Here is a 26,102-nt window from a genome sequence, read left to right as displayed (position 1 = left end):
GGTTCTGCTTAGCCTATAGACGGGCTCCGGCCAGCACTGCATTGTGCTGGCCGGAGCCCGTTGCCATTTCTGGGGCAACCAGTCAAACTATTGAAAATTGGAGAGCTGGGGGCTTTTCGTGCGTTTAACTGGCCTGCGGCAGATGGCTTTTATTCAATTGATTTTATTTAATATATTATAATGTATATTTATATGTTTTATACCAGTAAGTGCCATGGCTTTCTTTGCACCTGTTGGGCGGCAAAGCCGCTTTCTCACCGCCACCGGTTGGCTGCGGTATGTGCTTGGCGGGTTGCTATTGCTGCTCTTTGCGGTGGGCGGGGCACCGGTCCCGGACAAGAAGCGCCTGCGCACCAAAAACGTCATTATTGTGGTCATCGACGGCCCGCGGTACTCCGAGACGTGGGGCAATATTCCGGGCAACATTCCCAACATGTCGACCACGCTCAAGGCCAAGGGCGTGTTCTTCCCTACATTTTATAACAACGGGTACACCTACACCAACTCTGGGCATACGGCCCTGACCACGGGCATCAACCAGCCCATTGATAATTACGACAAGGAGTTTCCGCAACAGCCTTCCATCTTTCAATTGTGGCGCAAAGCCACCGGCAAGCCCGCCACCGCCGCCTGGCTGATTACCAGCAAAGACAAGCTCTACATTCTGGCCAATACTCTGAACCCCGAGTGGAAGGACCAGTACCCGCCTTCCGTCGACTGTGGCATCAGCGGCCCGGGCACCGGCTACCGAGCCGATTCGCTGACGCTGATAGCCGTCAAGCGCATTCTGACGCAGTACCAGCCCAACCTGGTGCTTATCAACTTTATGGAGCCCGACGGCTACGCCCACGCCGGCAACTGGCCCAACTACATCCGGGGAATTAACCGCGATGACCGGTATGTGCAGCAGCTCTACGATTTCCTGCAGAAGAGCAAAGCCTACCGCAACAACACGGCCCTGTTCGTGACCAACGACCACGGCCGCCACCTCGACACCGTGCCCCCGGGCTGGACCGAGCACGGCGACGGCTGCGAGGGCTGCCGCCACATCAGCCTGCTGGCCCTGGGGCCGGATTTCAGAAAAGGCCGGACCGTGAAGGATACCTGCACGCTGGTCGACGTGCCGTCTACCGTGGCCTACATGCTGGGCATTCCCTTCGCCCAGGGCCAGGGCAAGTCGATTGAGGCGCTGTTCAAGCGCTGATAATCATATGGGTTTGGCCTGCATCGGGCTGAGCCATCATTGCCCCGGTTGATTGCATCGCCGGGCCAGTTGTTTTTAAAGGGCCGCTTTACGCGGGCCCGCTGCCGTGATGATTTCGCTGCTGTTGGTTCTGGTGTGCTACGGCCTGCTGCTTGGGCAGCCGGTGCCGGCACCGGCTGGTTGGCCGGCGCCAGCGAAGGCCTACGCCACCGATAACCCATTCTTTGCCAGCGCAGAAATTGTCGAGCTCACGCTTTCACTGCCGCTGGAGCAGGTTCTGAAAGACCGTGGCGCTAGTCCTGGCCTTCATCCGGCCAGTATCTCCTATCGCACGGCCAATGGCAGCACGCAAACCCTGGCCGTGCAGGTGCAGGTGCGCGGCAACCGGCGCAAAGACCCCGCCGTGTGCGGTTTCCCACCGCTGCTGGTAAAATTTCCGCCACCCAACGGGCACGGTTCCCTATTTGGGCCGGTAGCCGAGCTGAAGCTGACCACCCACTGCCTGTCCGACGATTACACCCTGCGGGAATACCTGGTGTATAAGCTTTATAATGCGCTGACGGACTTTAGCTACCGGGTCCGACTTTGCCGCATCACCTACCGCGACAACAACGGACGGGAGGATACTTCGGTACACTACGGCTTTTTTCTGGAGAATACCGAGGCGCTGGCGCGGCGCAACCAGGCCACGGTGGTCCCCAAACCCTTGTTTATTGGCATGGAAAACCTGGACCAGCCGGCCACGGCCACCATGGTCATGTTCCAATTCATGATTGGCAACACGGACTGGTCGGTGCCCTACCGGCACAACATCCGCCTGCTGTCCCGCAGCCTGGCCACTCCGCCCGTGCCGGTGGCCTTCGATTTCGACTACAGCGGGCTGGTGAACGCCCCCTACGCCGTGCCGCCCGAGCAACTCGGCATCACCTCGGTGCGGCAGCGCCTATTTCGGGGCTACGATTTCCCGCCGGAAGTAAATGCTGCCGTCCGGGACCTTTTCAATACCCGCCGCACCGCGCTCTACAACGTGTTTTTGGCCTGCCCCTACCTCAGCCACGATGAGCAGGAATTTGCCACCCACTACTTAAACGGGTTTTATAAAGTCCTCAACGACTCCAAGGATTTCGAGCGCCAAATAGTGCGGGTGGGGCGGCAAAACGAAAAAAGATACACCCACATCCGGGGCTTCGACTAACTGGAAGCTCTGCCAATTTGGCGGAGCTTTTTTTGGAGCGATTTTGGATTGATGTTGGTACATTAATTCAATCCATAGCTTTATCATGGCAAACGAAACCAGCAGCACCGCTCCCGCAGTCAGCGCCCCCTACGTAGTTCCGGCGCAAACACGCATCGGCCACATTCATTTGCAGGTCACTGATATCGACAAAGCGCTGGGCTTTTACCGCGACATTCTGGGCTTCCAGGTGGTGCAGCGGTTTGGCAACCAGGTGGCGTTTATTTCGGCCGGTGGCTACCATCACCACATCGGGCTCAACACCTGGAACAGCCTGGGCGGGCCGCCCGCCCGCAAGCAGGGCGCGGGACTCTACCACACCGCTATTCTCTACGCCACGCGGGCCGAGCTGGCCGGCGCGCTTAAGCAATTGGTTAAGGCCAACTACCCCATCACCGGCTCGGCCGACCACGGCGTGTCGGAAGCTATTTACCTCGACGACCCCGACGGCAACGGCGTAGAGCTGTACTGGGACTGGCCCCGCGAGCAGTGGCCCATGACGGCCAACGGCGAGGTGCAGATGTACACCCGCCCCCTGGACCTGAATGCGCTGCTGGCGGAAGCGTAAGCTGAACCAAATCTTGGCGCACCGGGTAGTACCCCCGCGCCCTATCTTTGCGGCTCGAAAGCTCACTTCTCCCCCACCCCATCACTTCCCCCTTCGCTCATGATTATTGGCGTTCCCAAGGAGATTAAAAACAATGAAAACCGCGTGGGCCTCACGCCCGCCGGCGTAGCCGAGCTGCGCAAGCACGGCCACACCCTGCTGGTGCAACACACCGCCGGCGAAGGCTCGGGCTTCTCGGACGAGGAGTACCAGACGGCCGGCGCGACCATTCTGCCCACCATTGCCGACGTGTACGGGCAGGCCGAGATGATTATCAAGGTGAAGGAGCCGATTGCTGAGGAGTACCCGCTCATCAAGGAGAACCAGCTGCTGTTCACGTACTTCCACTTTGCCAGCGGCGAGGAGCTGACCCACGCCATGATTGAGCGCAAGGCCATTTGCCTGGCTTATGAGACGGTGGAGCTCAGCAACCGCGCCCTGCCCCTGCTCATCCCGATGAGCGAAGTGGCCGGCCGCATGGCCCCGCAGGAAGGCGCCAAGTACCTGGAGAAACCCCTGAAAGGCCGTGGCATTCTGCTCGGCGGCGTGCCCGGCGTGAAACCCGCCAACGTGCTCGTGCTGGGCGGCGGCGTGGTAGGCACCCAGGCCGCGAAAGTGGCCGCCGGCCTCGGCGCGCAGGTTACCATCATGGACATCAGCCTGAACCGTTTGCGCGAGTTGGACGACTTCATGCCTAAAAACGTGGTGACGCAGTACTCGAACGAGTACAACATCCGCGAAGCCATCAAAACCTCGGACCTGATTGTGGGCGCGGTACTGATTCCCGGCGCCAAAGCTCCGCACCTCATCACCCGCGACATGCTGAAGACCATGCGTCCCGGCACCGTGGTGGTGGACGTGGCCGTGGACCAGGGCGGTTGCATCGAAACCTGCCACCCCACCACCCACGAAAACCCCACCTTCATCATCGACGACGTGGTGCACTACTGCGTGGCCAACATGCCCGGCGCGGTGCCCTACACCAGCACCCTGGCCCTGACCAACGCCACCCTGCCCTACGCCGTGAAACTGGCCAACCAGGGCTGGCAGGAAGCCTGCCGCCGCGACGAGGCCCTGCGCCTCGGCCTGAACGTGGTGCACGGTGAAGTAGTCTACAAAGGCGTAGCCGAAGCCTGGGGCCTGCCCCTGGTGAATGTGGAAACCGTGCTGGAACTGGCCACCGTATAGGTAGTCGCCCGGTGCGTTACGCACAGCCGTTTTAAGACAGAAGGTCTTTCCAGCGCACGCTTTGGGAAGGCCTTCTGCTTTTTAAAAGTAAACGGTTACGCAACCCGTCTGGCTTCTTCGCACCTTTCCTGAGTTAGACCGGCTGCGATTTTCGCCCGTCGGTATTTCTGATTTCTCACACCCTTCCGCTCTTGGTTCCCTCTCCTGCTATCCGCCTGCTGCTGCGCCGCTTTGCGCTGCTGATGGTCGTTTATACGCTGCTTCGCCTGGGTTTTTACTGCTTGAATCTGGTCACGTTTCGGGGCATTGCGCCGGGGGCGGTGGTGCAGGCGTTTGTGCACGGGTTGCGGTTTGATATTGCCGCGCTGCTATGGGTGAACCTGCCGCTGGTGCTGCTGTCGCTGCTGGTGCCGGTGGATACGCGGCGCGGGCAGCAGTGGCTGCGTGGGTTGTTTGTGCTGCTGAACGTGCCGGGGTTTCTGCTCAATATTATTGACTGGGAATACTTTAAATTCATTGGGCGGCGGCTGAGCAACGAGTGGAGCACCATTGGCCACGACATTGCTCAGCAAGCCGGCCAGATTGGCTTGCACTACTGGTACCTGGCCATTCCGCTGACGGGGCTGGTGTATGTGCTGTGGCGGCTGTGCCCCATGCCCACGCCGACCGAGCTGAGCGCGCCGGCCGGCCGCTGGGCCTGGGTGCAGCGCACCATAGAATTCATGCTGGTGGTGGGCCTGGTGGTGCTGGGCCTGCGCGGCGGCTGGCAGCTCAAGCCGCTGCGCACCGGCATTGCCTTCGAGCAGCAGCCCGCCGTGCTCGGCCACCTGGCCCTGAACAGCACGTTCACGGTCCTGAAATCCTTCGATGAAGTCCAGATTGACCGGGTGGGGTATTTTCCCACCACCACGGCGCTGCGGCCGGCCCTGAACGCCGCCCCGCTGCCCGCCCGCGTTGCCGCCTCAACCGCCCCCGACAACGTGGTGGTGCTGCTGATGGAAAGCTTCGGCTCGGAGTACAACGGCGTGGAAAACGGTGGGCAAGGCAGCTTCACGCCGTTTTTTGATTCCTTGGCCGTGGCCCCCGGGGCGCGGCTGATGCGCGAGAACTACGCCAACGGCCGCCGCTCCATCGAGGCGCTGCCGGCCGTGCTCGCGGGCCTGCCTTCGCTGATGGATGAGCCGTTTATCACCTCCAGCTTCCAGACGGCGGAGCTGCACGGGCTGGGCGAAATCCTGGGCCGCCACGGCTACAGCACGGCCATGTACCACGCCGGCTCCAACGGTACCATGGGCTTCGATATGTTCAGCGGCATTGCCGGGATGCAGCACTACTACGGCCTCAACGAATACCCCGGCGCTGCCACCAGCCCCGACTACGACGGCCACTGGGGCATTTTTGATGAGCCCTACCTGCAATACTTCAACCGCCAGCTCTCGGCCACCAAGCAGCCCTTCCTGGCCGCTGTATTCACGCTCAGCTCGCACGAGCCATTCTCGCTGCCGACGAAATACAAAGGCAAATTCCCGGTGGGCACGCAGCCCATTCACCCCACCATTGCCTACGCGGATATGGCCCTGCGGCGCTTTTTCGCGGCGGCCCGCCGGGAGCCGTGGTATGCGCACACGCTGTTCGTGCTCACGGCCGACCATACTTCGCAGTCGGACCGTACCGGCTACCAGAACCCGTTGGGCGTACACAAAACGCCGCTGCTGTTTTTCCGCCCCGGCCAGCCGCTGCCGGCCGCCAACCCGCACCGCATCACGGAGCAAATCGACGTGCCCGCCTCGGTGCTTGATGTGCTGGGCCTGGCCCAGGAGCAGCCGGCGCTGCTGCCCTTTGGCTCATCGGTGTTTGATGCGGCCAGCCCCGGCCGCGCCATTTTCCGCGACGGCGACTCGTACTACCTCGTGCATTCCGATTTCGTGGCCGAGCTCACGAACAAGAACGAAGTGCGACTCTACCCCTATCAGACCCATTTCATTCCCAATGAACCCGTGGTCAAACCCAACCCGGTACTGGTAAAAAAGTACGGCGATGAATTGCGCGCCTGCGTGCAGTTTTACGTGAATGGGCTTTTAGATAATCGACTATACAAGTAGCTAACCAACAGTAAGCTACAGCGATACCGAACCTTCGGCTGCTTTCCCCCGTTAAAGCCAACTCAATTGACCGCGTTCTGCATACAACGTGGTCATTTTGTTTCACTCAACCTTTCTTTCGGTCCTATGAAAAAGCAACCCCTCATTCTCGCCTTGTTCCTCACCGTTTGCGGTTTCTCGGCCAATGCCCAGAGCAGCACCAGCACTACCACCACGCGCCAGACCACGGTGACACCTGCCCCGGCCACCTACCCCGCGGCTACGCCCGCTCCCGCTACTTCGACCACCACGGAATCGACCACGACCACCACGGACCCTGCTTCCACCACGGTAATTCAGGCAGCTCCGGCGCAGACCGCAATTCCCGCCGACACCAAGGTGAAAGACAAGCGCAGCAAGACGAAAATCAAGCCTAAAAATTAGGGTTCAGCCCACTGTTTTTAAGGTGAAAAGCCCGGCCGCAAGCAATTGCGGCCGGGCTTTTTTTGCTTTAATATGCATTGGCAAAAGGCGGCTGCCGCACACGCGAGCCGCATTTCCACCAAGCCTTTCTAGTAATTGGTGCCTAGCGGCGCAGCAGTTTGAGATGAGCCTGGGCTTGCCCGCTGCTGAGGTGCAGCATGTAAACGCCGCTGGCCGGCATCTGGCGGGAGAAATCGAGCTGCAGGGCGCTGGCCCCGTTGTGCGCCGGGAAGGTGCCGCTGCTCACCTTAGCCCCAAGCGCCGACACGAGCGTGTAGGTAACCTCGCCCTGCAAAGCCTCGGGCAAGAACAGTCTCACCTGCCCATCCGACGGGTTCGGGTACGCATTCACCAGCGCCGTTAATTCTGTACTGCCCGCTGTTTTGCGGGCCACGGCGGCCGGACTACCAGCTGGCGAAGCTGCTGCGGTGCGCGCCGCGCCGTCGATTACCGTGAAGGAAATGGTGCGGGGGGTGCCTACGGTGCCGCCAGCCGAATAGGATGTCGCGGTCAGGGTATAGCTGCCACTTGTGGGGGTCCAGTCGAAATAGTCGCCCGCGCCGTCGTCGCCAAACAGTGCGTAGGGGGCCACCCTTTCGGTCTGGCTCCAGGTTTGGGCACCGCTCAGGGCAAACTCGACCCGGCCCACCGTCGCCGGATTGGTATTGGCCCGGATGTTCAAGTCGCGCGTGGGCAGCGTGGCCAGGTCGAGCATGGCCCCATTCGTGAGGGCCATGAACTCGAAGCCGGTATTGGCATTGACCAAGGTGTAGGTAATATGGCCGGGCGTAGTGGGCTCATTGATTACGGTAAAGGTGATTTCCAGCGGGGTGCCCGCACAGCCGCTGGCGGAAAACGGCCGGGCCGACAAGGAAGTGTAGCGCCCCGGAGCCAGGGTATGGCCGAAGTAGTCGCCGGCAGCATTGTCACCAAACAGTGCGTAGGGAGCCACCAGTTCGGTTTGGCCCCAGCTGGTGGGTCCATCGAGACTGAACATGACCTGGTCGACATTGGCCGGGCTGGTATTGGCCCGGACGTTCAGGTTTTGCGTGGGCAGCGTGGCTAGGTTGAGCGTAATCCCGTTGGTGAGGGGCCTGATATCGGTGTCCGTATCGGCATTGACCAGGGTGAAGCCGGTAACGGCTTGTGCGGCCCGATTGATGACTATTGTCAGCGGAGCCGAGGTGCAGCCGTCCACCGTCGTCAGGGTGAGGCTATAGCTGCCCGGCGGCAGGAACGAGAACAGAAAAGAGTTGCCCCCGGACGGCCGGGGGGCATTGGGTGTGAGCTGGGCCGTGGCCCCTGCCGGCGGGTTCAGCACCTGAATCGACCCGGTGGTGTGGGAACAATCGGTCTGCGTTACCCGCACGTTGGCAAGCGTGAGCACCGGCGCAGCGGGAGCCGGATTGATGACCACGGTGTAGGGAGCCGAGGTGCAACCGTTCACCGTCAGCGTCAGGCGGTAGGTGCCGGGCACCAGGTACGAGAACAGGTAAGCATTGCCCCCAGAAGGCTTGGGCGCGTTCGGCGTGAGCTGGGCCACGCTATTAAACGGCGCATTCAGCACCTGAATGAAACCGGTGGAGCTGGTGCAGGTGGGTTGCGTCACCCTGACGTTGGCGCTCGACAGCACCGGCGGCGATGGGCAGGTGGTGACCGTGGCGCTGGTGCCGGCCACGGTGCTAAGGGGGATTACATGACCCAAACTCACAGTTGAAAAAATAAAACCGCCAGTACCGCCAGCGCCAGCCCTTGCCAATCAGCCGTGGGTTTCCGGCTTCGGGCGCCTTCCATTGGCTTGTGCTTGCAGGGAGTTGGTACGTCGTCCTGAGTTTTTTCGGGGACATTGGCACATGGGGTAATTAATTCATGCTTTTTCATGGCTATTGGCAAAATGGATAAATGGAAAAGGTGCCGGGCAGCCGCTATGCTGCCGAATAGCCGCAGCACCGCCCCAGGCGGAGGGCCGGCACACCTTTCCTCAATGCAGAATCGTTGGATGCGCCGCTGCTTGAGCGCAATGCGCGGCCCGGCCGGCAGCAGGGCCGCCGGGTGCAAGCGCGTGGGGTACTGCATGTGCAGCACCAGCGGAAAGGAGGCCCGGTTATCGAACGGTAACCGGGAGTGGGGCTTCAAGACTCAGGCGGCGCGCACACGGCTCCAACGCCTGGTTCAGCGCACCCGTAGGCGGGTGCTGCGCGGCGGCATTTCGGGTAAAGCAGGACATGCCCAGCCGCTTTTCGGGCCGGTAAATACCGGCCTCATCAGGGTATAACAAGCCTGGTCATCTATCCCTGATTATATATTCTACTGGCGGAAACGGGTAGTTAAGGTGGCATAGGAATTATATTTTGAGGTGAAAGAAAAATCCTCCTACCGCTCAGCTTCCCCTCACCAGGCCACTACAGACGCCTTGAAGCGCTACTCCGGCAGGCAGTCAAATATAAAATATTATATAATATATATTTATAATTTTAATCACATTCTTTCATTGAAAGATTTCCATGAACGAACCGCCTGACTTAGCCCGGAATATTCCTTGCTTCGCCAGATAAATCGGCTCCCCGCCAAGGGCGGTTACCTACAGCCCCGCCGCTACTGCAAACGTCGGAATCTCCTCCAGCCGCTCGTTGGTGCGCGCCGCAAAATCGACGCGCCAGCAGTAGTGCACCAGGCCGTTGGTGAGCAGCAGCAGCGGCGCGCCGATGGTTTGGTTGTAGGTGGTGGCCTGCCGGGCCACGGCGGCATCAATGGCCACGCTGGGCGCTTTGCACTCCACCAGCAGCAGGGGCTGGCCATTGGGGTCGAGGGCCAGCAGGTCGGTGCGCTTCTGGCGCTGGTTGTAGCGCAGGCCGCGCTCGAGGGCCAGCAGGCCGCGCGGGTAGCCCAGGTGGGTGATTAAATAGTGCACCACGTGCTGCCGCACCCACTCCTCGGGCGTGAGCACGACGTGCTTGCGCCGCAGCCCATCCCAGATGAGTGGTTGATTTGTGGCCGATTGCGTAAGTTTGGCGTCGAAAGGCGGCAGGTCCAGGGCTTGCATCACCTCCAAAGGTAGGGGTCTGGCATCGAGTGACTGAGCAACTGAGTGGCTAAGTGACTCCGAAACGCATACCCTTTTCTCACTCCCGAACTTAGCCATTCAGCCACTCAAAACACTTTTATGAAGACCAAAGAAGAGATTGTTAACAACTGGCTGCCGCGCTACACCGGCGTGCCGCTGAGTGATTTTGGGCAGTACATTCTGCTCACCAATTTCAGCAACTACGTGTACATGTTCGCCGAGCAGTTCGAATGCGAAGTGCGCGGGCTGGACAAACCCATGCAAACGGCCACGGCCAATGGCATCACCATCATCAACTTCGGCATGGGCTCGCCGATGGCGGCCACGGTGATGGATTTGCTTTCGGCCATCAAGCCCAAGGCGGCCTTGTTTCTGGGCAAGTGCGGCGGCTTGAAAAAGACCAAGCTCGGCGACCTGGTGCTGCCCATCGCGGCCATTCGCGGCGACGGCACTTCGGATGACTACCTGCCCAAGGAGATTCCGGCGCTGCCTTCGTTCCGCCTCCAACGCGCTGTTTCTTCGATGATTAAGAAGCACGAGCTGGACTACTACACCGGCACGGTGTACACCACCAACCGCCGCGTGTGGGAGCACGACCAGGATTTCAAGGACTACCTGCGCCGGGTGCGCGCCCTGGCCGTGGACATGGAAACGGCCACCATTTTCGTGTGCGGCTTCATGAACGACATTCCCCACGGCGCCCTGCTGCTGGTGAGCGACAACCCGATGACGCCCGAAGGGGTGAAAACCTCTGAATCGGATTCGAAAGTGACCACCAACTTCGTGAAGCAGCACCTGCAAATCGGCATCGAATCGCTGCAGGAGCTGCAGTTCTCGGGCGAGTCGGTAAAGCACATGCGCTTCGAGTAAGGACCGCAGATTTTAACGGATTTGACGGATTTCGCGGATTCAGCAGACCGTTACAACAGCACGTCATGCCGAGCGCAGCCGAAGCACCTTTACCTGCAGTAGTAATCCAATTGACAGGATTTACTCACCCGGTAGAGATGCTTCGGCTGCGTTCGGCATGACGTGCTTTTTTATTCTTTCTCACCGATTTCTTCGCTCAAAACGCTCCGCATGGCCCTGTTCTCCCCTACTATCTTCCCCAAACTGACCGCGCCACTGCTGGCACTGGCGCTGCTCAGCGGCTGTTCTGCCAAGCGCGAGGCTGTGGATTTGCTCGTCACCAACGCCACGGTTTACACGGTCGATTCGACTTTTTCGAAAGCGGAAGCTTTTGCGGTAAAGGATGGCAAATTTGTGGCCGTGGGGCCGGCGGCCGAGTTGAAGACGAAATACCAGGCAGCGCAGGAAGTGGACGCGGGCGGCAAGTTCATCTACCCCGGTTTTTACGACGCGCATTGCCATTTCTACCGCTACGCCCTGGCCCTGCCAAGCGCCGATTTGGTAGGCACGAACTCGTGGAAAGAGGTGATTCAGAAGCTGCAGGAAAACCGGCAGAAATACCCGCAGGCGGCCTGGCTCACGGGCCGCGGCTGGGACCAGAACGACTGGCCCGGCAAGCAGTTCCCAACCAAAGACACGCTCGACCAGCTGTTTCCCGACGTGCCCGTGCTGCTGGTCCGCGTGGATGGCCACGCCGCGCTCGTGAACCAAAAGGCGCTGGATTTGGCCGGCGTCACGGCCCGCACGCCCATCAGCGGCGGCGTCATTACGCGCGATGCGCGGGGCCGCCTCACCGGCTTGCTCGTGGATAATGCCACGCGGCTCGTGAGCAGCAAAATCCCGGACCCGGCCCCAACCGAAGCCGCCCAATTGCTCCTGCAAGCCCAGCAGAACTGCCTGGCCGTGGGCCTCACCAGCCTCGCCGATGCCGGCCTCGACAAAGCCAACATCGACCAGATGGCAGCTTTGCAACAGCAGAAGAAGCTCAAGCTGCGCCTCTACACCATGCTGAACCCCACGCCGGAAAACCGCGCCTACTACCTCAAAAACGGCCCGGTGCTGACCGACCAGCTCACCATCAACTCCTTCAAAGTGTACGCCGACGGCGCCCTGGGCTCCCGCGGGGCCTGCCTGGTGAAACCCTATGCCGACCGGCCGAAGGAAACCGGGTTTTTGCTTTCTACCGAAAAGCAGTTCCGCGACCTAGCGAAGGAGCTGGCCGCGTCGAAATTCCAGATGAATACCCACGCCATCGGCGACTCGGCCAACCGCATCATTCTCAACATCTACGGCGAGGCGCTGCACGGCCAGCAGGACCGTCGCTGGCGCATTGAGCACGCCCAGGTTATCACCCCGGCCGATATGCCGAAGTTCGGGCAGTTCGGCATCGTGCCTTCGGTGCAGCCCACCCACGCCACTTCCGATATGTACTGGGCCGGCGAACGGCTGGGCGCGGCGCGGCTCAAGACCGCCTACGCCTACAAAGAATTGCTCAAGCAATACGGCCAGCTGGCCCTGGGCTCCGACTTCCCGGTGGAGAACATCAACCCGCTGTTCGGCTTCCACGCGGCCGTGGCGCGGCAGGATGCCAAGAACTTCCCCGCCGCTGGCTTTCAGATGGAAAACGCTATTTCGCGCCCCGATGCCCTGCGCGGCATGACCACCTGGGCCGCCCACGCCGGCTTCGAGGAGAAGCGCAAAGGCCAGATTAAGCCCGGCATGCTGGCCGATTTTGTGGTGCTGGATACGGACTTACTGACCGCACCGAAGGAGAAGCTGCGCGGCGCACAAGTGCTGCAAACGTGGATTGGCGGGGAGAAGGTGTTCGGGCAGAAGTAGGACTTGTCTGTCATTGCGAGGCCGCAGGCCGTGGCAATCCGTCCTCTCGATGCGACCAGCCCTGAGATGTGACACAGCTTTTCAACAACAAAAAGCCCCGGCACTGCGCAGTGTCGGGGCTTTGTTACATTATTAGGTTAGTCGCTGAGAACAGGACGGATTGCTTCGTCGTGCCTCCTCGCAATGACAGTTTCTACTTCTCGTCCGCACTCGGCCCATAGAGGCCGGGCACCGGGATGTCAAGCAAGCGCAGATACACCGTGAGCTGGCCGCGGTGGTGGATGCTGTGATTCAGGCCCATGATGCGGATGGCTGCCCCCTTGGGCATCTCCATAATGGTGTGCTCGCCGCGGTGCAGCTTAAAGTTGTGGGTCAGTTTCTCGTCGTCGCTGCTGCGCAGGGCTTCGCGCAGGGTTTTGGAATACTCGTCGAAACGGGCCAGCAGCTCCTCGGGGCTGGTGGGCGTAGGGCCGGGCTTGGGCGCGTTGGGGTCGAGAAAATCGCGGGCATCCTGCTGCACGAAAAGGGTATTGAATGCCAGCAGATTTACCACGTGGGTGGCCAGCTGCCACAGGCTCATGCTCTTGGGGTGGGGCTTGTAGTCGGCCTTATCGAAGGGCACCCGCTCAAGGACTTTGCGGGTTTGGGCCAGCTCGTGGTCGAGCTCGGCGAGGATGTTTTGCTGGATGGAGGCGGTGTACATGAAAGAAGGCTTGGGAGAAGAGATGTAGCGCGGGCTTTTAGTCCGCGGGTCAAAGCTATTCCATATCATTCAACTCGCGGACTAAAAGTCCGCGCTACCGGCTCATGGGCGCGCCCATTTCGGCGGCGGCCGAGGCGGGCGGCGGGCCGGGCACCGACACCGGGCCGAGCGAGTCTTCGCGAAGCTTCTTGCCGCGCAGCTGGAGCAGGAAAATCAAGCCCAGGATGAAGAACACAATCAGGGCCAGCAGGCTGTTGCGCATCGAGCCGGTAACCTGGTTGATGATGCCGAAGGTAGCCGTGCCGATGACGATGCTCAGCTTCTCGGTCACATCGAAAAAGCTAAAAAAGGCGGCCGAATTGGGCGTGTTTTCGGGGATGATTTTGGAGTAGGTACTGCGGCTCAGGCTTTGGATGGCGCCCATGGTGAGGCCGATGACGGAGGCCAGCGCGTAGAAGCTCCAGCCGGCCTGCACGAAGTAGCCGGCGATGCAAATCAGCATCCAGATGAATACCGACCAGCTTAGCGCCCGCGTGTTGCCGATGCGCTCGGAGAGCTTGGCAAACAGGTAAGCGCCCGCAATGGCCACCACTTGCAGCAGCAGAATGGTGAGGATGAGCGCGCCCGATTCGAGGTGCAGCTCATCGGTGCCGAAAAGCGTGGCCACGTACATCACCGTTTGCACGCCCATGTTGTAGGTGAAGTAGGCCAGCAGGAATTTCTTTACGTTGGGCAGCTGCTTGAGCTGGTCCCACACCTTGCCCAGCTCGCGGAAGCCGTTAAGCAGCCAGCCGCCTTTGGCTTCGGGGGCATCGGCGGGGCGGCCCCGGTCGGGCGGCAGCGTGGCGAAGGGAATCTGCGCAAAGCCGGCCCACCACAGGCCGGTGAGTAGGAAGGAGAGCTGGGCGGCGCGCTCGGCCCCGATGCCGATTTTATCGTGAAACTGGTTTATCACCAGACAGGTCACCAGCAGAATCACCGAGCCGATGTAGCCCATCGAAAAGCCCTTGGCCGAAAGCGAATCGAACTTTTCTTCACTGCTGATTTCGGGCAGGTAGGAATTGTAGAACACGATGCTGCCCGAAAAGCCCACCGTGGCCGCCACGAAAATGAACGTGGACATGGTGAGCGTGGCCGGCGAGAAGAAGAACAGCCCCGCGCACGAGGCCGCCCCGATGTAGCAGAAGATTTGCAGAAACAGCTTCTTGCGCCCCGAGAAATCGGCCAGCGACGTGAGAAACGGACTCACGATGGCAATGAGCAGAAACGACACCGAGATGGCGTAGTTGAGCAGTGACGAGCCGGGCACCATCATGCCCAGAAAGCTCACGGGGCTCTGGCCGCTGTCGGTATGCGTAATCTGCTTGATGACGCTGGACCAGTAAATCGGAAAAATCGAGCTGGTAATCACCAGCGGGTACACCGAGTTGGCCCAGTCGTAGAACGTCCAGCCGGTGGTGATGCGCTTGTTGTCTTTTTCGACCGCGCCAGCGGCGGCGGCAGGGTGCGTCGGGGTTGGGGTCATAAGGGGGCGCCGGGAATGTGAGGGGTTGCGCCGGGGAAGGTAACGGGTTTTTACGGCTCAGGTTGGGCCGGGCGGGAATGCCAGCGGCCAACAGGGCTTTGCCAACGCCCACGCAAGCTGCATTCGTCCATGGCACTGAGGGAATTTTCGGGAGACACCAAATAAATATTCAATATTTACTATATTTAAGCATGAGAGCAACGCAGCTCTTTCTCAAACACTTCAGCTATGGCTATATCTTCCTTCCTCCCGCGGGGCGGCTGGTGCCGCGCTGCTGCACTCCTGGCCATTGGCATGCCGCTGCTACTGGCTTGCAGCAAAGACGATGACTCGCCCACGCAGCCCGCCACCACCTACGGCACATCCGTGACCATTGGTACCGGCGCGGCGCGCAGCTTTGTATCGGCCGACGCCAACGGCATGCCCACCGAAATTGGCGTAGCCGTGAGTGAGGCTGCCCTGAGCGACCTGCCCGCCACGCCGGCCACCGGCACCATGTACGACGTGCCCCTGCCCGCCATCAGCGCCACCTCCCAGATGCCGTTCGACCACATTTCCTTCGACTGGAACCCCAACGGCCACGAGCCCCTCACCATTTACGGTTTGCCGCACTTCGATGCCCACTTCTACATGATACCCATGAGCGTGCAGCACGCCATCACCCTCGATGACCCCAAGGGCGACATTTTCCCGGCCACCAACAAGCTGCCCGCCGGCTACATCACGCCGCCCAACGTGGCCCCCGGCCGCACCGTGCCCATGATGGGCCGCCACTGGGTAGACCCCACCAGCTCGGAATACACGCCGGGCACGGCCTTCACCCACACCCTCATCTACGGCACCTACGATGGGCACGTCACGTTTGTGGAGCCCATGTTTACCAAGGCCATTCTGGTGCCCGCCGTGAGCATCGAGCGCGACATCAAACAGCCGGCCGCGTATGAGGTGCCGGGCAAGTTCTTCCCCACCAAATACGTCATCCGCTACAATGCTGATAGCAAGGAGTACATTATTTTACTGAAAGACATGGTGCTGCACTGAAGTGTCCGGTTCTGGCTTTAGCGCCGCCCTGCCCGGACTTTCTGAACTGGGCGGGGCGGCGCGTTTGGGTTTATTTAAAATGCGGGTACAAGTGGCCAGGTCGGAGGCAGAAAAAGTTGCAGGTGCACAAATGGCAGCACCACTGAAATTATCAAATCACTAAGCAGAACAATAAATCCGGGAATTCACCGGAACTTCACGCTCGGAAAACCAAGCCCTGCCCCCAGCAGGGCTTTTTGGTGTCCGTTAGCAGTCCTTTATTTCCTCCACCTCCCCCCTTTTCATGCGTCGTACTCTTACGCGTTGGCTCTGCCTGGGCAGTGCCTTGTTTTCCTTTTCCAGTGCCCTGGCCGGCACGCCGCCCGTGGCCCCCGTGCCGACTGATGCCCACCCGCTGCGCTTCGTGCCCAACCAGCGGCAGTGGCAGAGCCCCATCCTGTTCGCGGCCGACATTCCGGCCGGCCGCCTGTTTCTGGAGCGCGGCCGCCTGCTGGTGGCCCGCTACGATGCCCCCGCCGTGGACCGCCGCCACCACGCCGCGCCCACGGCCGCCCGAGAGCGCATTGCCAACCACGCCTACGCCGTAAGCTTTGTGGGAGCCAATGCCCGGCCCGAAGTGCGCGGCGAGCAGCCCACCGGCGAGCATATGAACTACTTCCTCGGCAACGACGAAAGCCGCTGGGCCCGCAACGTGCCCGCCTTCACCGACGTGCGCTACCAGCAGCTCTACCCCGGCACCGACCTGCGCCTGTACTCGCGCGGCCCGGTGATGGAGTACGATTTTGAGCTGGCCGCCGGGGCCGATGCCGCCCGCATCAAGCTCCGCTACGACGGGCAGGAGTCGCTGACCGTGGTGGACGGCGCGCTGCACATCGGCACCAGCGTGGGCCGCGTCACGGAGCAGCAGCCGTATGCTTATCAGGTAATTAATGGTCGCCGCGTGGCCGTGCCCTGCCAGTACGTGCTGGGGCCGCAGCACACGGTGAGCTTTGGCCTGCCGAAGGGCTACGACCACAGCCGCCCGCTCGTCATCGACCCCGTGCTGGTGTACTCCACCTACTCCGGGGCCACGGCCGCCCTCAACTGGGGCTACACCGCCTGCCCCGACTCGCTGGGCAACCTCTACGCCGCCAGCATCAACTTCACGGCCGGCTACCCCACTACACTGGGAGCCTACGACACGAGCTTCAACAACGGCGACAACGACATCGTCATCAGCAAATACAACCCCAGCGCGGCCACCGGCGCCAGCAGCCTGGTGTACGCCACCTACCTGGGCGGCAACCAGGAAGACTACCCCCACAGCCTGGTGGTGAACAGCGCCAACGAGCTGGTGATGCTGGGCACCACCAACTCGACCAACTTCCCCATGCCCGGCACCACCTACCAGCGCAGCCTGGCCGGCGGCACCGATATGGTGCTGGCCAAGCTCTCGGCCAACGGCAGCCAGCTGCTGGGGGCCACTTACATGGGCGGTACCGGCAACGACGGCCGCCTGCTGGCCACGTCCAACCTGCTGGCCAATGCCGGCGATGATTTCCGGGGCGACGTGATTACCGACCGTCAGAACAACGTGTATTTCACGACGGTGACGCGCTCCAGCAACTTCCCCACCAGCGGCGGCGCAGTCTTCGCGGGTGGGCACGATGCCGTGGTGGTGAAGCTGAACGCCGGCCTGACGGCCCTGCGGTGGAGCGCCCTGCTGGGCGGCTCCGGCGACGATGCCGGCTACAGTATTCAGCTCGACAGCGTGAACAACGTGTACGTGGCCGGCGGCACCACCAGCACCGCCCTGCCCAATACCACCGGGGGCCTGAACGCCACCTACCGGGGCGGCCCGACGGACGGCTTCGTGAGCCGCCTCGTGCAAAACCTGACCACCTTCGGCGTGGCCGTGCAGCAAACCACTTACCTGGGCACCAGCAGCTACGACCAGGCGTTTTTTGTGCAGCTCGACCGCAAAAGCGCGGTGTATGTGCTGGGCCAGACCAACGGCGCCTACCCGGTGACCACCGGCACCTACCGCAACGCCGGCAGCCGGCAGTTCATCCACAAGCTCAGCGCCGACCTGCGCACCACGGGCTACTCCACGGTGATTGGCAACGGGGCCGGCACGCCCACCACGGCCAACCCCTACCCCACCAACCTGGCCCCCACAGCCTTTCTGGTCGATAACTGCGGACAGATACTGCTGTCGGGCTACGGGGCGAGTAGCATCGCGGGCATGCCCACCACGCCCGACGCCCTGCAGCGCACGGCCACCAACAGCACCTCCGGCGCGGCGGCCGATGCCAACCTGAACACCTACGGCTACCTCTACGTGATGCAGCTTTCGGCCAATGCCCGGCGGCTGGTGTACGGCACGTACTTCGGCACGGGCACCACGCACGTCGACGGCGGCACGTCGCGCTTCGATAAGAAGGGCATTATTTACCAGGCCGTGTGCGTGCGCTTCCAGCAGGGCAGCGGCGGCGCCATCGCCCCGGCCATCATCACCACGCCCAACGCCTACGCCCGTACCCAGACGCGCACCAGTGGCCAGACCACCAGCGCGGCCTTCAAGATGGACATTGCCCGCCTCGACGCCAGCTTCGTGCCGGCCGCCAATGGCGTGGTGAATACCCGCGTGGGCTGCGCCCCGCTCACGGTGCTCTTCACCCGCGCCACGCCCTCCAACAACGGCACGACCTGGAGCTTCGGCAACGGCCAGACTTCGACGCAGGCCAACAACGTGAGCGTGACCTACACCGCGCCCGGCCGCTACCCCGTCACGCTCACCGCCTACGACTCGACCAGCTGCCAGGCTGCCGTTGTCAGCCGCGATACCGTGACGGTGCTGGGCCTGCCCCGCGCCGCCCTCGGCCCCGACCAGACGGTGTGCCCCGGCGGCAGCGCCACGCTTACTGTGGCCGGCGCCACGCCCGTCCAATCGGCCATCTACACCTGGAGCCCGACCACCGGCCTCAACACCACCAGCGGCCCCAATGTAGTAGCTACTCCCACCGCCACCACGCAGTACATCATGACGGCCACCACACCCGGTGGCTGCATCAGCCGCGACACCGTGGTGGTGACCGTGCGCAACCTATCCGTGGCTATTCCGGCCGTGGCGGCGCTCTGCCCCGGCACCACGGCCACGCTGAGCACCGCCGATGCCGGCACCGGCGCTACTTACACCTGGAGCCCCGCCGCCGGCCTCAGCGCCACCACCGGCCGCACCGTGACGGCTAACCCCACCGCTACGACGACTTACACGGTGCGCGTAACCACGGCTACCGGCTGCACTGGCAGCGCCACCGTGGTGGTCACCCGCCTGAGCGTGCCTGTCGTCCGGCTTCATACCGCGCCGCTGCTGCCCATCGCTGGCAATCTGGTCACCTTCAACGACACCCTGCCGACTACCTCGCTGCTCACCAACCGCCGCTGGGATTTTGGCGATGGCCAGACGGGCACCGGCCTCGCGCCCACGCACACCTATGCCGCACCCGGCACCTACACCGTGCGCCTGAGCGCCGATATGGCCGCCACCGGCTGCCCGGTCACGTCCACGCTCACGCTGGTGGTAGCGCCCGCCCGCGCCTTCGAGTACCCCAACGTCATCACCCCCAACGGCGACAACAAGAACGACGATTTCCGCCCCTACGTGAGCACTGAGCCCGTGACGCTGCAAATCTTCACCCGCTGGGGCCGCAAGGTGTTTGAGCAGGCTAATTACACTCAGGGATGGGGCAGCGCCCCCGACGTGGCCGCCGGCATCTACTACTACCAGCTGCGCACCGCCGCCGGCCAAACCTGGAAAGGCTGGCTCGAAGTGGTGAAATAGCTTCGGTATGAGACAAACAAAAAGCCCGTTTCCAGATTGGAAACGGGCTTTTTGTTTGCTTAAGTTGAGAGGATGGGATTCGAACCCACGATGAGCTTTTGACCCATACACACTTTCCAGGCGTGCTCCTTCGACCACTCGGACACCTCTCAGGTTGGTGGTTGATGGGGCAAAGATAGGGCGGCGATGTTGGCCGGGCAAGCGGAACGACGTAGCGCGGACTTTTAGTCCGCGAGTGGTTTGGCTTAACTCGCGGACTAAAAGTCCGCGCTACAGCGTGATTTCGCCGCGTAAGTCGGTGGCCAGCAGCTCGCGGGTGCGGGCTTCACTCACCCCCAGCCCCAGCACGAACATGAGTTTGGTGACGGCCGCCTCGGTGGTGATGTCCTCGCCGCCCACGATGCCCATTTCCGCGAAGCGGGCGCTGGTTTCGTACTTGCCCTGCACCACGCGGCCTTCCTCGCACTGGCTCACGTTGAGGAGCCACACACCGCGCCGGCGCGCCTCGGCCAGGCAATTCAGGAACCACTCGGCGGTGGGCGCGTTGCCCGAGCCGTAGGTTTCGAGCACGCAGCCGCGCAGGCCCGGCACGCCCAGCACGGCCGCTACCACCGCCTCGGTGATGCCCGGGAACAGGGGCAGCACGGCCACGCCGGTTTCCATATTTTCGTGCACCTTGAGGCGGGTGGCAGGTAGTAGGCGGATGCTTTTGTCGTCAAACTCCAGGCCGATGCCCGCCCGGGCCAACGGCGGGTAATTCTCGCTTTTGAAAGCGGCGAACTGCTGACTTTCAACCTTCTTGGCCCGGGTTCCACGAATGAGCACGTCGTTGAAAAACACGCACACCTCGGGCACGCGCACGGTACCGGCCCGCGCGTGGCGGGCGGCGGCAATTTCAAGCGCCGTGATGAGGTTGCGCTGGGCATCGGAACGGTTGGCACCCACGGGCACCTGCGCGCCGGTAAACACCACCGGCTTGCCCAAATGCTCCAGAATGTAGCTCAGCGCCGCCGCCGAGTAGGCCATGGTATCGGTGCCGTGCAGCACCACGAAGCCGTCGAAATCGGCGTAGTGCCGGCCGATGAGCTGGGCCAGAAACAGCCAGTCTTGCGGCGTTACGTTGCTGCTGTCGATGGGTTCGGGCAGGCTCAGCAGCTCCAGCCGGAAGGGCAAGCGCGTGAGCTCGGGCATCTTGCGGTCGAGCCGGCCGAACTGCATGGGCACCAGGCCGCCGCTGCGGTTCACGGCCATGCCCACGGTGCCGCCGGTGTAGATGATGAGCAGGCGCGGGGCGGTGCTGTCGGCCGCGTCGGCGCGGGTGGGCAGGGGCAGCAGGGGCAGGTCGAGGTCGGGCATGGGTGGGAGGCTGAACGGGCGGAATGGGCGGAGAACTCTCCTCCTTACCAAGGAGGGGACATTTTTGCGAAGCAAAAATTGGGGTGGTTGTGGCGTTGCACAAAGTTGGGACGAAACCGATACGTGGCGTCTACCTGACCGAAAGGTTTGCAGAGAATTATTCGAACAGCCGTTCAACGCCTACAACCACCCCAGTTGCCGCTGGCGCGGCAACGTCCCCTCCCTGGTAAGGAGGGGAGCTTTCTGTCCACTCCACCTTTTTCCGCCAACAAACAGCCCCGTTCCCTTGTCCACCGTATTGCCTGCGGCACCCTTACCTATTTTCATGAATTCAACCGACTCCTCCCCTGCCAAACCCGTTTCCGACGTCATCATTATCGGCGCGGGCATCATGAGCGCCACGCTCGGCGTGCTCCTCAAAGCCCTCGACCCCAACCTCACCATCAGCGGCTACGAGCGGCTGGATGCCGTGGCCGCCGAAAGCTCCGACGCCTGGAACAACGCCGGCACCGGCCACTCGGCCTTCTGCGAGCTCAACTACACGCCCGAGCGGCCCGATGGCTCGATTGACATCAGCAAAGCTGATAAAATCGCCGAGCAGTTCGAACTCAGCAAGCAATTCTGGGCCTCGCTGGTACAGGAAGGCCAGTTGCCCGACCCCACGGCCTTCATCCACACCATCCCGCACATGAGCTTCGTGTGGGGCGATGCCAACGTGGAATACCTGCGCAAGCGCCACGCCGCGCTGCTGCATTCACCGCTGTTTCAGGGCATGGAGTTCAGCACCGACCCCAGGCAGATTGCCGAGTGGATTCCGCTGGTGATGGAGGGGCGCGACCCCGCCCAGCCGGTGGCTGCCACGCGCATGCCCATTGGCACCGACGTGAATTTCGGCGCTCTCACCCGCGCCCTGTCCGACCGCCTGAAGGGCCTGCCGGGCGTGGATTTGCACCTCGGCCACGAGGTGGAGGACTTCCGGCACAAGGACGACGGCATCTGGCGGCTCAAGGTGAAGAACCTGGCTACCGGCCAGAGCCGCATCGTGCGGGGGCGTTTCGTGTTCATCGGGGCGGGCGGGGGCTCGCTGCCGCTGCTCGAAAAATCGGGCATTCCGGAGGCTAATGGCTTCGGCGGCTTCCCCGTGAGCGGGCAGTGGCTCAAGTGCCAGAACCCCGCCGTGATTGCCCGGCACGAGGCCAAAGTGTACGGCAAGCCCGCCGTGGGCTCGCCGCCCATGTCGATGCCCCACCTCGACACCCGCCAGATAAATGGCCACAAAGAGCTGTTGTTCGGCCCCTATGCCGGTTTCAGCACCAAGTTCTTGAAGAAAGGCTCATACACCGATTTGTTTAAATCCATCGAGCTGGGCAACATCCGGCCGCTGCTCTACGCCGGGGCGCGCAACCTGGGCCTCACCAAATACCTCATCGGCCAGGTGCTGCAAACGCCTCAGGAGCGCACCGCCGCCCTGCGCGAGTATTACCCCGCAGCCAACCCCGCCGACTGGCAACTCGAAGTGGCCGGCCAGCGCGTGCAGGTCATCAAGAAGGACAAGAAGCAAGGCGGCGTGCTCGAATTCGGCACCGAAATGGTGACGGCTGCCGACGGCTCCATCGCGGCGCTGCTGGGCGCGTCACCAGGGGCTAGCACGGCCGTGGCCATTATGCTGGAGTTGGTGCAGAAGTGTTTCCCCGAACGCGCTGCCTCGCCCGAGTGGCAGGCCCGGTTCCGGCAGCTGGTGCCCTCATTCGGCCAGAAGCTGGCCGATAATCCGGCGCTGGCTGCCGCCGTGCGCGAGCACAGCCGCGAAGTGCTGCGGCTGGAGGCGTAAGGGCGCTTCCCTGAACAATAATAAAAAGGCCGTCATGCAGAGGGCAGCGAAACAGCTTTACCGCAATAGTAATCCCATTCGACAGGAATTGCTAGTGCGGTAAAGATGCTTCGCTGCGCTCTGCATGACCGTTGCTTTTGCAGCCCGTTGCCCTCCTACCGGTTGTTCATCACCCGAAACTGCTCATCCAACTCCGTCCGCGAGGCCAGGCGCGCCTTCTCGGAGCTGCCGTAGCCCACCTCCTGCTCGCCCGCGCCCAGGCGTGCCATCACCGAATCGGCAAACTCGTCCACGTTTACACCAAAGGTGTGCAGGCCCGGCCCGCCGAGGTCGGTATCCACGGCCGGCGGCACGATTTCGAGCACCGAAATGCCCGTGGGAGCCAATTGGTGGCGCAATGAGAGCGTGAACGAATGCAGCGCCGCCTTGGTCGCGCTGTAAATCGGCACGAACGCGGCCGGCGCGAACGACAGGCCCGAGGTGACGTTGATAATGGCCGCGCCCGGCTGCCGGCGCAGGTGCGGCACCAGCAGCGTGGCCAGATGAATGGGTGCTTCCACGTTGATGACCAGCTCCTCGCGGCGCTGGTCCCAATCGGTAGCAGAATCGTCGGCCAGTTGGATGCGGTTCTGGATGCCGGCATTGTTCACCAGCACGTTGAGGGCGGGGTATTCGGTGGTGGCCCAGCGCACCAATTCGAGACGTTCGGATACGTCGGCGATGTTGGCCTGGCGCGTGATGAGGCCGGGGTAGCGCTGCTGAGCTTCGGCCAGCTTATCGGCCCGGCGGCCCACGATGATGACGGTGCTGCCGGCCCGCAAAAAACGGACGGCCAGCGCCAGGCCGATGCCCGAAGCCCCGCCGGTGAGCAGGATGGTGTTGGTGGCTAAGTTCATGAAGAAAAATAGAGGATTTGAGAAGCAGGCCGCTAACAAGCCAGCCGCCCGGTTGGTTAGCAGGGCAGCCCGCCGGGGCCGTATCTTGCGGGCTTATTGTCGGGCTTATCAAGCCGGCCCCTCCCCTTTTGGAATATGATTAAACTGGAACCCTTCACCTCCGACGATTTCACCCAGCTCATGGAATGGGTCGACGACGAGCGGCTAATGAAAGAGTGGAGCGGCTCAATGTTTTCCTTCCCCCTCACCGAGGCCGGCCTGAGCTGGTACATCGAGGGCGCGAACGACGTACACGACCCCAGCGTATTCATTTACAAGGCCGTGGATTCCAAAACCGGCGTCACCGTCGGGCATATTTCGCTGGGCGGCATCAGCGAGCGCGACCGGGCCGGACGCATCACCCGCGTGCTGGTGGGCAACAGCACCGAGCGCCGCCGGGGCATCTGCCAAGGCATGGTAAAGGCGCTACTGCGCATCGGGTTCGAGGACCTGAAATTGCACCGCATCAGCCTGGGCGTCTACGATTTCAACCACGCGGCCATCAACTGCTACCTCAAGTGCGGCTTCCAGCAGGAAGGCGTGATGCGCGACGTGGTGCGCCACGGCGACGGCTACTGGACACTCATCGAAATGGGCATTCTGGAGGATGAGTGGCGGGCGCTGCACCCGGCGCACCCGCTGGCTTAATCCAGAAATTGCGCCCCCGTCAGCACCTCGCTCAGCGCCCAGAGCCGGGCGGCGTTTTCGGGCGTATTGAAGGGATGCTTTACGGGTTCGGCCTTTTTCTCGTCGAAATAGCCGCCGCTGATGGCCGCCACCTCTGGCGCGGAGGCCAGGAAAATGCTGGTTTCGGCCCCCTTCGCCACCGAAATCATGAAGGGACGGCCTAGCTGCGTGAGAAAGCCCATGAGCCCACCCGAGCCGTTGCCGAAGCCGCTGGCCACCACGCCGGGGTGCAGCACGTTGGTGGTCACATTGCCGATGCCGTGGGTGCGCAGGCGGCGGGCCAACTCCTGCGTGAACATGATGTTGTAGAGCTTGGTGTTGGCGTACACGCGCAAGCCGCCGTAGCCCCGGGCCGACTGGAAATCAGCCAAATCGGGCCGGGCAATGCGGTACACTTTCGAGGCCACGTTCACGATGCGGGCGGCGGGGCTGGCCTTCAGCTTATCGAACAGCAGGGCCGTGAGCAGGAACGGGCCGAGGTGGTTGGTGGCCACGCCCAGCTCGTTGCCTTCGGGTGAGTGCTGGCGCTCGGAGCCGAAAATCAGCCCGGCGTTGTTCACCAGCACGTCGAGGCGCGGGTAGCGGGCGTTGAATTCGGCGGCGGCGCGGCGCACCTGCCCCAGGTCGGCAAGGTCGGCGAGCAGCACGTCCACGTGGTCGTGGCCGGCGGCGGCTTTGATTTCCTGCTGGGTATCGGCCGCTTTTTCGGCGTTGCGGGCCAGAATGATGACGTGGGCACCCATTTTGGCCAGCTCGGTAGCCGTGACTTTGCCGATGCCGGACGTGGCCCCGGTGACGAGAATTATCTGGTTATGAAGGTCGGGCATGAGGGTTGAGCGTAGGGTTGTCTTCGGGTAAACGTAACTCCGAGCCAAATGCTTGGTTTATTTATGCGAAACGTCCTGCGGTGTGCCAACGAAGCCTGCCGTTCTTTTACCTTTCGCCCTCTTTCTCCCTGCCCATGAAAGCCCTCCTGCTCATCGATATTCAAAACGATTTCCTGCCCGGCGGCCGGCTGGCCGTGCCCGCGGGCGACGCCATCATTCCGCTGGTGAATGAGTTGCAGCCGCATTTCGACCTGGTAGTGGCGACCCAGGACTGGCACCCGGCCGGGCACGAGAGCTTCGCCAGCAGCCACGCCGGCCGCGGCCAGTTCGAGCAGATTGACCTGCACGGCCTGCCCCAGGTGCTCTGGCCCGACCACTGCACCCAGACCAGCGACGGCGCCGAGCTGGCCCCCGCCCTGCGCACCGAGCGCATCGAGGCCATCTTCCGCAAGGGCATGAACCCCGAAATCGACAGCTACAGCGCATTTTTCGACAACGGCCACCGCAAAAGCACCGGCCTGGCCGACTACCTGCACGGCCGGGGTGTGACCGAAGTTTTCGTGGCCGGCCTGGCCGCCGACTACTGCGTGTACTACTCCGCTCTCGATGCGCTGGAGGCCGGTTTCGCTACCACTGTAATCACCGATGCCACCCGCGCCATTTCGGCCGAAGGCTGGGCGGCGGCGCAGGCCGATTTGCAAGCAAAAGGGGCTCACCTTGCGGCGAGCCCCTCCCTGCTGACGGTGGTGTCAGCATCTTAACTAT

21 protein-coding genes and 1 tRNA gene are annotated in these 26,102 nt (G+C 62.2%); 13 read left to right on the top strand and 9 right to left on the bottom strand.

The window, feature by feature from the left end; genetic code table 11:
• Positions 1-214 precede the first annotated feature (214 nt).
• The 6 genes from ACYVM5_RS16540 to ACYVM5_RS16515 all read left to right on the top strand — a co-directional run bounded on the left by ACYVM5_RS16540 (position 215) and on the right by ACYVM5_RS16515 (position 6,758).
• Positions 215-1,204: a sulfatase-like hydrolase/transferase gene (locus ACYVM5_RS16540; RefSeq protein WP_460619209.1), complete on the top strand. Its 990-nt coding sequence runs from the start codon at positions 215-217 to the stop codon at positions 1,202-1,204.
• Between the two features lie 106 nt (positions 1,205-1,310).
• Complete coding sequence (locus tag ACYVM5_RS16535; RefSeq protein WP_460619208.1) at positions 1,311-2,399, top strand: hypothetical protein; 1,089 nt, start codon at positions 1,311-1,313, stop codon at positions 2,397-2,399.
• A gap of 85 nt (positions 2,400-2,484) precedes the next feature.
• Positions 2,485-3,006 (top strand): VOC family protein, encoded by a 522-nt coding sequence (locus ACYVM5_RS16530; RefSeq protein WP_460619207.1) that lies wholly within the window; start codon positions 2,485-2,487, stop codon positions 3,004-3,006.
• Positions 3,007-3,105: 99 nt separating this feature from the next.
• A complete protein-coding gene (ald, locus tag ACYVM5_RS16525) occupies positions 3,106-4,233 on the top strand; it encodes an alanine dehydrogenase (protein ID WP_460619206.1) in 1,128 nt (375 codons plus the stop codon).
• 191 nt (positions 4,234-4,424) lie between these two features.
• On the top strand, positions 4,425-6,335 hold the full coding sequence (locus ACYVM5_RS16520; RefSeq protein WP_460619205.1) for an LTA synthase family protein: 1,911 nt from the start codon (positions 4,425-4,427) through the stop codon (positions 6,333-6,335).
• 126 nt (positions 6,336-6,461) lie between these two features.
• Positions 6,462-6,758, top strand: coding sequence for a hypothetical protein (locus ACYVM5_RS16515; protein WP_460619204.1), 297 nt, complete (start codon positions 6,462-6,464; stop codon positions 6,756-6,758).
• Positions 6,759-6,900: 142 nt separating this feature from the next.
• Here ACYVM5_RS16515 and ACYVM5_RS16510 read toward each other — a convergent pair whose 3' ends face one another.
• The 3 genes from ACYVM5_RS16510 to ACYVM5_RS16500 form a co-directional block, all read right to left on the bottom strand.
• Positions 6,901-8,502, bottom strand: coding sequence for a T9SS type A sorting domain-containing protein (locus ACYVM5_RS16510; RefSeq protein ID WP_460619203.1), 1,602 nt, complete (start codon positions 8,500-8,502; stop codon positions 6,901-6,903).
• A gap of 2 nt (positions 8,503-8,504) precedes the next feature.
• Positions 8,505-8,873, bottom strand: a complete 369-nt coding sequence (locus ACYVM5_RS16505) for a hypothetical protein (protein ID WP_460619202.1) — start codon at positions 8,871-8,873, stop codon at positions 8,505-8,507.
• Positions 8,874-9,378: 505 nt separating this feature from the next.
• A complete protein-coding gene (locus ACYVM5_RS16500) occupies positions 9,379-9,840 on the bottom strand; it encodes a type I restriction enzyme HsdR N-terminal domain-containing protein (RefSeq protein ID WP_460620194.1) in 462 nt (153 codons plus the stop codon).
• A 120-nt stretch (positions 9,841-9,960) separates the two neighbouring features.
• Between ACYVM5_RS16500 and ACYVM5_RS16495 the strand changes: the two genes are divergently transcribed.
• Positions 9,961-10,731: an AMP nucleosidase gene (locus tag ACYVM5_RS16495; protein ID WP_460619201.1), complete on the top strand. Its 771-nt coding sequence runs from the start codon at positions 9,961-9,963 to the stop codon at positions 10,729-10,731.
• A gap of 210 nt (positions 10,732-10,941) precedes the next feature.
• A complete protein-coding gene (locus ACYVM5_RS16490; RefSeq protein ID WP_460619200.1) occupies positions 10,942-12,609 on the top strand; it encodes an amidohydrolase in 1,668 nt (555 codons plus the stop codon).
• Positions 12,610-12,802: 193 nt separating this feature from the next.
• Here the strand turns inward: ACYVM5_RS16490 and ACYVM5_RS16485 are convergent, their stop codons facing one another.
• On the bottom strand, positions 12,803-13,312 hold the full coding sequence (locus ACYVM5_RS16485) for a DinB family protein (protein WP_460619199.1): 510 nt from the start codon (positions 13,310-13,312) through the stop codon (positions 12,803-12,805).
• Positions 13,313-13,406: 94 nt separating this feature from the next.
• Positions 13,407-14,837, bottom strand: a complete 1,431-nt coding sequence (locus ACYVM5_RS16480; protein WP_460619198.1) for an MFS transporter — start codon at positions 14,835-14,837, stop codon at positions 13,407-13,409.
• A 228-nt stretch (positions 14,838-15,065) separates the two neighbouring features.
• Between ACYVM5_RS16480 and ACYVM5_RS16475 the strand changes: the two genes are divergently transcribed.
• Together ACYVM5_RS16475 and ACYVM5_RS16470 are read left to right on the top strand one after the other, a co-directional pair.
• The gene (locus ACYVM5_RS16475) at positions 15,066-15,878 is read left to right on the top strand and encodes a DUF5602 domain-containing protein (RefSeq protein WP_460619197.1); all 813 of its coding nucleotides are present in this window, start codon (positions 15,066-15,068) and stop codon (positions 15,876-15,878) included.
• Positions 15,879-16,161: 283 nt separating this feature from the next.
• Positions 16,162-19,701 (top strand): DUF7948 domain-containing protein, encoded by a 3,540-nt coding sequence (locus tag ACYVM5_RS16470; RefSeq protein ID WP_460619196.1) that lies wholly within the window; start codon positions 16,162-16,164, stop codon positions 19,699-19,701.
• A gap of 64 nt (positions 19,702-19,765) precedes the next feature.
• Here the strand turns inward: ACYVM5_RS16470 and ACYVM5_RS16465 are convergent.
• Positions 19,766-19,853: transfer RNA gene (locus tag ACYVM5_RS16465), tRNA-Ser, on the bottom strand.
• A gap of 118 nt (positions 19,854-19,971) precedes the next feature.
• Entirely contained in the window at positions 19,972-21,057 is a 1,086-nt protein-coding gene (locus ACYVM5_RS16460; protein WP_460619195.1) for an asparaginase, read from the bottom strand.
• A gap of 325 nt (positions 21,058-21,382) precedes the next feature.
• Here ACYVM5_RS16460 and ACYVM5_RS16455 point away from each other — a divergent pair, with 325 nt between their 5' ends.
• Positions 21,383-22,888, top strand: a complete 1,506-nt coding sequence (locus ACYVM5_RS16455) for a malate:quinone oxidoreductase (RefSeq protein ID WP_460619194.1) — start codon at positions 21,383-21,385, stop codon at positions 22,886-22,888.
• Positions 22,889-23,043: 155 nt separating this feature from the next.
• Here the strand turns inward: ACYVM5_RS16455 and ACYVM5_RS16450 are convergent, their stop codons facing one another.
• On the bottom strand, positions 23,044-23,784 hold the full coding sequence (locus tag ACYVM5_RS16450) for an SDR family oxidoreductase (RefSeq protein ID WP_460619193.1): 741 nt from the start codon (positions 23,782-23,784) through the stop codon (positions 23,044-23,046).
• A 135-nt stretch (positions 23,785-23,919) separates the two neighbouring features.
• On the opposite strand from ACYVM5_RS16450, the gene ACYVM5_RS16445 reads away from it, so the two are divergent.
• The gene (locus tag ACYVM5_RS16445; RefSeq protein WP_460619192.1) at positions 23,920-24,471 is read left to right on the top strand and encodes a GNAT family N-acetyltransferase; all 552 of its coding nucleotides are present in this window, start codon (positions 23,920-23,922) and stop codon (positions 24,469-24,471) included.
• Here the strand turns inward: ACYVM5_RS16445 and ACYVM5_RS16440 are convergent.
• A complete protein-coding gene (locus ACYVM5_RS16440) occupies positions 24,468-25,337 on the bottom strand; it encodes an SDR family oxidoreductase (protein WP_460619191.1) in 870 nt (289 codons plus the stop codon). The genes ACYVM5_RS16445 and ACYVM5_RS16440 overlap by 4 nt on opposite strands.
• A gap of 134 nt (positions 25,338-25,471) precedes the next feature.
• Between ACYVM5_RS16440 and pncA the strand changes: the two genes are divergently transcribed.
• Positions 25,472-26,098, top strand: coding sequence for a nicotinamidase (pncA, locus tag ACYVM5_RS16435; RefSeq protein ID WP_460619190.1), 627 nt, complete (start codon positions 25,472-25,474; stop codon positions 26,096-26,098).
• Positions 26,099-26,102 lie beyond the last annotated feature (4 nt).

The sequence above is a fragment of the Hymenobacter ruber genome (genome assembly GCF_054783255.1).
The sequence above is the reverse complement of the archived record's forward strand: the minus strand, read 5'-3'. Positions and strand labels throughout refer to the sequence as shown.